The following is a 7619-nucleotide window of genomic DNA, read 5'->3' on the forward strand; positions in this document are numbered from 1 at the left end:
GGGTGGAACAGAGGGGGGATGAACGGTGTGTCGGATGGGTTGGACCTCTCGTCGATACGGCTGATTGGGACGGCGGTGACGCCGGCGGTGATGGTGTCGGCGTGCGGCATCGTGGCGACGGGGTTGGACAATCAGATTGCGCGGATGACGACGCGGATGCGGGAGATGTTGAGGGAGGCGCGGCAGTTGCCGGAGGGGAACTCGCGGCGGGATTTGTTGCGGCAGGAGGTGGTCATCCTGGACCGGCGGCACGCGATACTCGCGAGGGCCATCGCGCTCACGTACACGGCGCTGTTGGCGTTCGTGGTGACGTCGTTGCTGTATCTGACGAAGCGTCAGCTCGACATCCCGGAGTCGCTGCCGGTGTTGTCCTTCGCCATCGGCGTGTTGTTGCTGGGAGCGGTGGCGGTGCTCGCGCTGGCCTCGCTGCGGCTGAGCCGGCTGGCCATCAAGCTGGAGCGGGAGGAACTCTTCGGAATCACCCGCCCGCCACCGCGCCTGTAGAGGTCCGCGTCAGGTGAGGCCGCCCACGGGAGGTCCGTCCTCGTCGCCATGACTGTTGGAGTGGCGCCTGTCGTCCTCGCCCGAGCCGAAGCCGCTGCGAGCCGCCGCGGCGCCGACGGCGCGCAGGATGTCGAGCGGGATGGGGAGGATGGTGTGATTGCCGCCCGTGGTGATCTCCACCAGCGTCTGCAGATATCGCAGTTGAAGCGTGGCGGGGTTGCGGCTGAGCACGTCCGCCGCCATGGCGAGCTTCTCGGCGGCCTGGTGTTCACCCTCGGCGGCGATGATTTTCGCGCGACGCTCGCGCTCGGCCTCGGCCTGTCGAGCGATGGCCCGCTGCATCTCCGGGGGCAGGTCGATGTGCTTCACCTCCACGTTGGAGACCTTGATGCCCCACGGGTCCGTGCGCGCGTCGAGCACCTGCTGGATTTCGTGGTTGATGCGCTCGCGCTCGCTGAGGAGTTGGTCCAGCTCCACCTGACCCAGAATCGCGCGCAGCGTCGTCTGCGCGAGCTGACTGGTGGCATAGAGATAATCCTCCACCTGGAGCACGGCCTTGTCCGCATGGATGACGCGGAAGTAGACGACGGCGTTGACCTTCACGCTGACGTTGTCGCGAGTGATGACGTCCTGGGGAGGCACATCGCGAGTCACGGTGCGCAGGTCGATGATGACCATGCGCTCCACGAAGGGGATGAGCCAGCGAAAGCCCGCGCGCTTCAACCCCACGAAGCGGCCGAGCCGGAACACCACGCCGTTCTGGTACTCGTTGACGATGCGCACTCCGGACATGAACAACAGGAAGAGCACGCCCAGCGGAATGAGGAACCCGAGCAGTCCGAACAGGTCGGTCATGTCTTCACCTCGTCGACGAAGAGGGTGAGCCCTTCCACGCGCCGCACCACCACGTGTGCGCCGCGCTGGATGGGTGAGGGAGAGGTGGCGCGCCAGCGCTCACCATGGACGAACACTTCACCGCTCTCGGGAGTGACGGGGGCCAGCGTGGTGCCCTCCTCGCCCACGAGTCCCACGTCTCCGCCGCGCTGGGGCAGTCGCCGCGTCTGCGCGCTCCTCCACGCGACATAGGCCGCCGCGCCCGCGAGGACCAACGTGGTGGGAATCAGCCACGCCCACGACACCCCGAAGGAGCGGTCCACGAACCAGTCCGGGTCCACTCGGTCCACCAGGAACAGTCCTCCCAGGCCCAGCAACACCACGCCCGTGGCGCCGAGCAGTCCACTGGTGACGAACAGCTCCGCGATGATGAGCGCCGCGCCGAGCAGCAAGAGGAGCAAGGCCCCCGTGCTCACGGGCAGCGCGGACGATGCCACCAGCGCGAGCACCAGCGCGACCACGCCGATGAGTCCGGGGGCGATACCACCCGGGTGTGCCAGCTCGACGACCAGTCCCAGCGCGGCCATGAGGAACAGCAGATAGACAATCGCGGGATGCGCGAGCGCATGGACCGCGCGCTGTGAAAGGCTCGGGGTCAGCTCCACGAGTCGGGCGTCGCGAGTGGACAGCCGCACCGTGTCTCCCCCCGCCACCTGCACCGAGCGTCCATCCGCCCACGCGAGGAACTCCGCCTCACTGGGAGCGAGGTGCTCCACCACGCGCTGTTCGACGGCGGCGTTCGCGCTGATGGAGACGCTGTCGCGCACGGCGGAGGCGGCCCACGAGGCATTGCGGCCTCGCTGCCGAGCGATGCTCTCCGCGAACGCGACGGTGTCGTTCTCCACCTTCCGAGCCATCTGAGCACCGCCGGTCGCCTCCGGGTCCTGCCCGGTGATTCCCGCGACAGGATGCGCGGCGCCGATGTTGGTGCCGGGAGCCATGGCCGCAAGAGTGGAAGCCAGGGTGATGAAGACGCCCGCGCTGCCCGCATGCGCGCCGGAGGGCCCCACCCAGACGAGCACCGGCACGGAGGATCCAAGGAACGCCCGGACGATGGCGCGAGTCGCCTCCAGCGAGCCGCCCGGCGTATCCAGTCGAACCAGCAGCGCCGAGTGTCCACCAGCCTCCGCGCGCCGCACGCAGTCGGACAGATAGGCGCCCGAGCCGGTGTCCACCACGCCTTCCAGTTCACAGGAGGCCACGGTGGAGGAGCCGGGCGTGGGGCTCGCTGGAGGTGTCGCCGCGAGCAGGCCCAGGGCCATCAGCATCAAGAGCAACGCGGCTCCGGTCTTCCCGAGCTGGACATGGCGTGAGCGCAAGTCACACCCCCTGAAGAGAGAGGGGGGAAGGATGCGATGGGACGATGTCTCGCGCGGGGAGGGGCCGTGCGGAGGACATGGCGTCGAGCAGCCTCAGGTGGTCCAGCAGCAGCCGTGGCATGAGGAAGTGCTGGCGCACGTGCTCTCGCCCGCGTTCACCCAGAAGGTGGGCCTCGTCGGGCTGGCGCAGCAGGTGGAGCAGGGCCTCGGCGCACTCCTCCTCTGTGTCCACGAGGACTCCGCCAGTGCCCTCGGGAAGCTGCAGCGGAATGCCGCCCGTGCGACCGCCGACGACGGGAGTGCCCTTCCAGAGCGCTTCGGAGACGACGAGCCCGAAGCCTTCGCGCAGGGACTTCTGGACGACGACCTCCGAGCGCGCCTGGAGTGCGTTGACCTCGATGTTGCCCACGCCGACCAGGTTGGTGAGGACGTGGATGAGTCCATCGTGCCGGGTGGCCGCGCGGAGCTCCTCGTAGACCTCCCAGCCCTCGGGGTCATCCAGGGCGAGCGAGCCGACCAGGGCGAGCTGCAGGTCGGGGACATGTGGACGCACGCGCTGGTAGGCGCGGACGACGCCCAGCGGGTCCTTCCAGCGGTCGAAGCGACTGACCTGCGTGACGAGGGGCCGGTGGGTGCGGATGCCAATCCATTCGAGCACGTCGCGCGCGAGGGGCTCGGGAAGGGGATGGTTCTTGGGGCTGAGCGGGTCGATGGCTGGCGCGTGGACGCGCACGTTCCGGATGGGGAGCGCGGGAGGAATGAACTCCGGCAGGGTGAAGATGGCGGCGTCGTAGTCGAGCAGGTAGGGCGACAGCAGCTCCCAGAAGCTGGGGTTGGGTCGAGAGGTATCGATGTGGCAGCGCCATATCCATCGCGCGTCGCGATTGCCGCTGAGGGCCGCGAGTGCCGCGGGCTGCGGGTCGTGAACGAAGATGAAGTCGTAGTCCTCGGAGTCGGAGATGAGTCGGCGGGCGTTGAGCTGGGAATTGGCCAGATAGATGGCCTTCTCGGACTCGGTGAGCTCGCCCGGAGCGCCCTGGAGCCCGTTGTGGATGCGTTTGGTGACCTGGAAGAAGGCCTCGTCGCCGTGGATGAGCTTCCAGTCGGTCACGATGCCCAGGTCGTTGTAGAGGGGGACCAGCGAGCGAAGGATTTCGGAGACGCCTCCCCCGTAGGGCGTGGCGCTGAGGTGCAGACAGCGAGCGCCGCGCAGTCGTTCGGCGCAGTGGGAGAGGGCGTCGAGCTGCGCGTCGGGAGCGACACCACGATAGGTGGCGAGTGAGCGCTTGCCGACATCCACGACATCCAACATGGCTTGAGGCTCCCGGAGTGAGAGGACACTCCCGAGCCAACGGTGCTCATGCCCGACGGGGTCTTCCCGAGGTGCCGCGTGCATGTCCGGTAGCCGGCATCAGAAGTGGGCGCCAGCCTGTCGGGCTGCTCACCGGGTGGTGAGCGCGCGCCACAGGCAGCACCTTTCCTCGTGCGGCGTGGGCCGCCCAAGTCGTGCCAAGACTCGAAGGGGAGGAGTCATGCGCCGTGTCGTCCTCATCGCCGCCCTGTGCCTGGCCGCCGTACCGCTGGCTTGCAAGACCACCCAGCCCCCTGGGGCGGAAGAGCAGGAGCCGCTTCAGGGCCCTGACCAGGTGAGGGAGCCCGTGCAGACCGTACCGGACGAACCGCCCGGGCCCGCCACGCCCATGCCCGCCCAGCCCGACGCGGGCACGACGGAGACGCAGCCGCAGCCGGAGTAGCGCGGCGTCACGCGACGGACCGGAGACGCAGCCGCAGCCGGAGTAGAGAGGCGTCACGCGACGGACTTCCGCCGCGGCGAGTCGCGAGCCAGGAGGGTGCTCCTCTCCTGGTCCGCGAGGTCGTGACACACCACCCGACGGTCCTCGTGACACCGCCGCTCGGCTCGCGCACAGTTCGCTCGGACCCGCGTGGAGGCTGAATCCGCCGGGACAGGCGGAGGCGCACGGTGCAGACCACGGTCTATCTGGCAGAGCGAATCTGGACGCTGGACACGGAGCGTCCGCTGGCGCGAGCCCTGGCGGTGCGTGACGGGCGCGTGGTGGCGGTGGGCACTCGCGACGAAGTGAGAGCGACGGCGCCCGGTGCGCGAGAGGTGGACCTGGGAGCCGCCACGGTGGTGCCAGGACTGGTGGATGCTCACGCGCATCTGCACGGCCTGGGTCGCAGTCTGACGACGGTGCGACTGGAGAAGTCGCCGTCCGTGGAGGAGGCGGTGCGTCGGTTGTCACAAGCGCCCGAGTCCAGCTTCCAGGGCGACTGGCTTCTGGGAAGAGGCTGGGACCAGAACGAGTGGCCCGGTGGTGCCTTTCCGGGGAGGGCCGAGCTGGATGCCCATTTCCCCACGACGCCCGTGTTCCTCACGCGAGTGGACCACCACGCGGCCTGGGTGAACGGCGAGGCGCTGCGCAGGGCAGGCATCTCCCGCGACACGCAGGACCCCGAGGGTGGCCGCATCCTGAAGGATGCGAGGGGCGAGCCCACGGGCGTGCTGGTGGACAACGCCATGGACGTGGTGGCCGCGGCGATGCCGCCGCCCACGAAGGCGCAGCTCGAGACGCGGCTCCGCGCGGCGCTGGAGCGCTGTGCACAAGTAGGACTGACGGGAGTCCACGACGCCGGCATGGACCTGGATGCCTTCCGCCTGCTTCAACAGTGGGACGCGGAGGGCACGCTCCAGCTGCGCATCTACGCGATGGCCGCGGGCCAGGGGGACGAGCGGCACACCTATCTGGAGCAGGGCCCCTGGCAGGGGCGGATGCTGAAGATGCGGGCGGTGAAGTTCCTGGCGGATGGTGCGCTGGGCAGCCGGGGCGCGGCGCTTCACGAGGACTACTGTGACGAGCCCGGGCAGCGCGGCCTGTTGTTGATGTCGCCCGAGGAACTCGAGTCGCGGGCGCGTGCCTTCATGGCGAAGGGTTTCCAGGTCTGCATCCACGCCATTGGAGACCGTGCCAATACCTTGGTGGTGGATGTGCTCACGCGCGTGTCGGAGGAGACAGGCACGAAGGCGTTGAGGCACCGCGTGGAGCACGCGCAGATTCTTCGGCGCGAGGACATCACCCGCCTGGGCGCGGCGGGCCTGGTGGCGAGCGTGCAGCCCACCCATGCCACCAGCGACATGCCGTGGGCGGAAGCGAGGCTGGGCCGCGAGCGGCTCCGGGGTTCCTATGCGTGGCGCAGCCTGAAGGAAGCGGGGGCGAACCTCGCGCTGGGCAGCGACTTTCCCATCGAGAACCCGGACGTCCTGGCGGGGCTGTACGCGGCCCGCACGCGACAGGACGCCACGGGAAGACCGGAGGGCGGCTGGCTGCCGGAGGAGGCGCTGTCGGGGTACGAGGCGCTGGAGGGCTTCACGCGGGGGCCGGCGTGGGCCTCCTTCGAGGAGGCCAGGCGCGGCGGGCTGGCGCCAGGACAGGACGCGGACTTCGTGGCGCTGTCGGTGGACCCCGTGGAGGGGCCCGCGAAGGCGCTGGTGGATGCGCAGGTGCTGGCGACGGTGGTGGCGGGCGTGGAGGTGTACCGCGCCTCGCCTTGAGCGCCGGAGGGCTCACACGCTGAAGATTTGAGAGCGCGCCGCCTCGGCGATGGCGACGACGGCGGGGTGGCGCAGGCGGCGCTCGACGGTGATGGCGTAGAAGCAGGTCTCGATTTCGTCGGTGCGGCCGATGACGGAGCAGTTGTACTCGCGCTCCATCTGCGCCTCGATGACGGAGGGCATGGCGAAGACGCCGTGGCCGCTCTGTCCAAAGGCCTGGAGCAGCGCGCTGTCATCGAAGTCACCGGCGATGAGGGGGCGCAGTCCCTGGCGCTCGAACCAGAGGTCCAGCGAGCGGCGCACGGAGGACTCGTCCGAGGGCAGCAGCATGGGCGCGCCGTCGAGGGAGCGGGGGAAGTCCTTCTTGAGATGCCGCAGACTGTCTGCGGCGAAGAAGGACACGCCACACTTGCCGAGCAGGTGGTTGAAGGAGCGGACGCTGACGGGCTCGGAGCTGGGCGCGTCGGCGAGCACCACGTCCAGTTCGTGCAGGGCGAGCGAGGCGAGCAGCTGGGGCAGGGGTCCTTCGCGACAGATGATGCGCAGCGACGGGCCTGCTTCGAGCGCGGGCTTGAGGAGCTGCTCGGCCACGAGCTTGGGAATGACGTCGAGGATGCCCACGTTGAGGCGGAGTTGTTGGCCGGGGGGCAGGCCAGCGACCACGTTCTTCAGCTCGTTGCCCAGGCGGAAGATTTCATCGGCGTAGCGCATGACGGTGCGCCCCACGTCCGTGAGGACCAGCTTGCGGCCCTGTCGCTCGAAGAGCTTGTGGCCCAGCGACTCCTCCAGCAGCTTGAGCTGGCTGCTGATGGTGGGTTGAGCGAGGTGCAGTTCTTCGCCCGCCTTGGCGATGCTGCCCGCCCGCGCAACCGTCCAGAAATACAGGAGATGGTGGTAGTTGAGCCAACTCATACCCATAGAGATAACCTATGGGTTGCGTTCAAACTACCTAATTTTCTTAAGAATGGTCCTGGCTTATCTCTACGTGCATTCGGGGGCGAGTTCATCGCCCCGAAGAGACCGGAGGAGGTCCATGGAAGCCATCAACGTGAGCGTGTCCTGTGAGTCGCCTGAGCTTGTCGTGGTCGACGAGGCGGTGGAGGCGCGGGTGCGAGAGCACCTGGTGCTGGTGGAGCGGCTGGCGTGGAAGTACCGCTGGACCGGGTTGCCGCTGGACGAGCTGGTGGCGGAGGGCAACGTGGGGTTGATGGAGGCGGCGGGTCGGTTCGAGGAGCGGGGGATTCCGTTCGGGGCGTACGCGAGCCAGTGGATTCGGGCGCGCATCCGGGCGTACGTGGGCCGCAACTGGAGCATGGCGGGCGGGCGGGCGC

At 68.7% G+C, this 7619-nt stretch carries 8 protein-coding genes; 4 read left to right on the plus strand and 4 right to left on the minus strand.

Annotated elements, in window-relative coordinates:
- Positions 1–504 (plus strand): DUF2721 domain-containing protein (locus HR086_RS42680; RefSeq protein WP_306663477.1); only part of this gene is annotated, 504 nt, incomplete at its 5' end.
- A gap of 9 nt (positions 505–513) precedes the next feature.
- Here HR086_RS42680 and HR086_RS42685 read toward each other — a convergent pair.
- Genes HR086_RS42685 through HR086_RS42695 form a run of 3 tightly spaced genes read right to left on the minus strand, consistent with a single transcriptional unit; the run spans position 514 to position 4029 of the window.
- A complete protein-coding gene (locus tag HR086_RS42685) occupies positions 514–1359 on the minus strand; it encodes a slipin family protein (RefSeq protein WP_141645532.1) in 846 nt (281 codons plus the stop codon).
- Positions 1356–2666 carry an NfeD family protein gene (locus tag HR086_RS42690; RefSeq protein ID WP_174468502.1) on the minus strand — a complete coding sequence of 437 codons (1311 nt, stop codon included), beginning with the start codon at positions 2664–2666 and terminating at the stop codon, positions 1356–1358. The genes HR086_RS42685 and HR086_RS42690 overlap by 4 nt, the downstream gene beginning before the upstream one ends.
- Positions 2667–2718: 52 nt before the next feature.
- Positions 2719–4029 (minus strand): glycosyltransferase, encoded by a 1311-nt coding sequence (locus tag HR086_RS42695; protein ID WP_141645531.1) that lies wholly within the window; start codon positions 4027–4029, stop codon positions 2719–2721.
- Between the two features lie 220 nt (positions 4030–4249).
- Between HR086_RS42695 and HR086_RS42700 the strand changes: the two genes are divergently transcribed.
- A complete protein-coding gene (locus HR086_RS42700; RefSeq protein ID WP_174457384.1) occupies positions 4250–4471 on the plus strand; it encodes a hypothetical protein in 222 nt (73 codons plus the stop codon).
- A 227-nt stretch (positions 4472–4698) separates the two neighbouring features.
- On the plus strand, positions 4699–6288 hold the full coding sequence (locus HR086_RS42705) for an amidohydrolase (RefSeq protein WP_174457383.1): 1590 nt from the start codon (positions 4699–4701) through the stop codon (positions 6286–6288).
- A gap of 12 nt (positions 6289–6300) precedes the next feature.
- Here the strand turns inward: HR086_RS42705 and nhaR are convergent, their stop codons facing one another.
- The gene (gene nhaR, locus HR086_RS42710) at positions 6301–7200 is read right to left on the minus strand and encodes a transcriptional activator NhaR (protein WP_141645528.1); all 900 of its coding nucleotides are present in this window, start codon (positions 7198–7200) and stop codon (positions 6301–6303) included.
- A 121-nt stretch (positions 7201–7321) separates the two neighbouring features.
- On the opposite strand from nhaR, the gene HR086_RS42715 reads away from it, so the two are divergent.
- Positions 7322–7619 (plus strand): sigma factor (locus tag HR086_RS42715; RefSeq protein WP_305794122.1); only part of this gene is annotated, 298 nt, incomplete at its 3' end.

It is taken from the genome of Myxococcus sp. CA039A, assembly GCF_013336645.1.
GTDB classification, from domain to species: Bacteria; Myxococcota; Myxococcia; order Myxococcales; family Myxococcaceae; genus Myxococcus; species Myxococcus llanfairpwllgwyngyllgogerychwyrndrobwllllantysiliogogogochensis.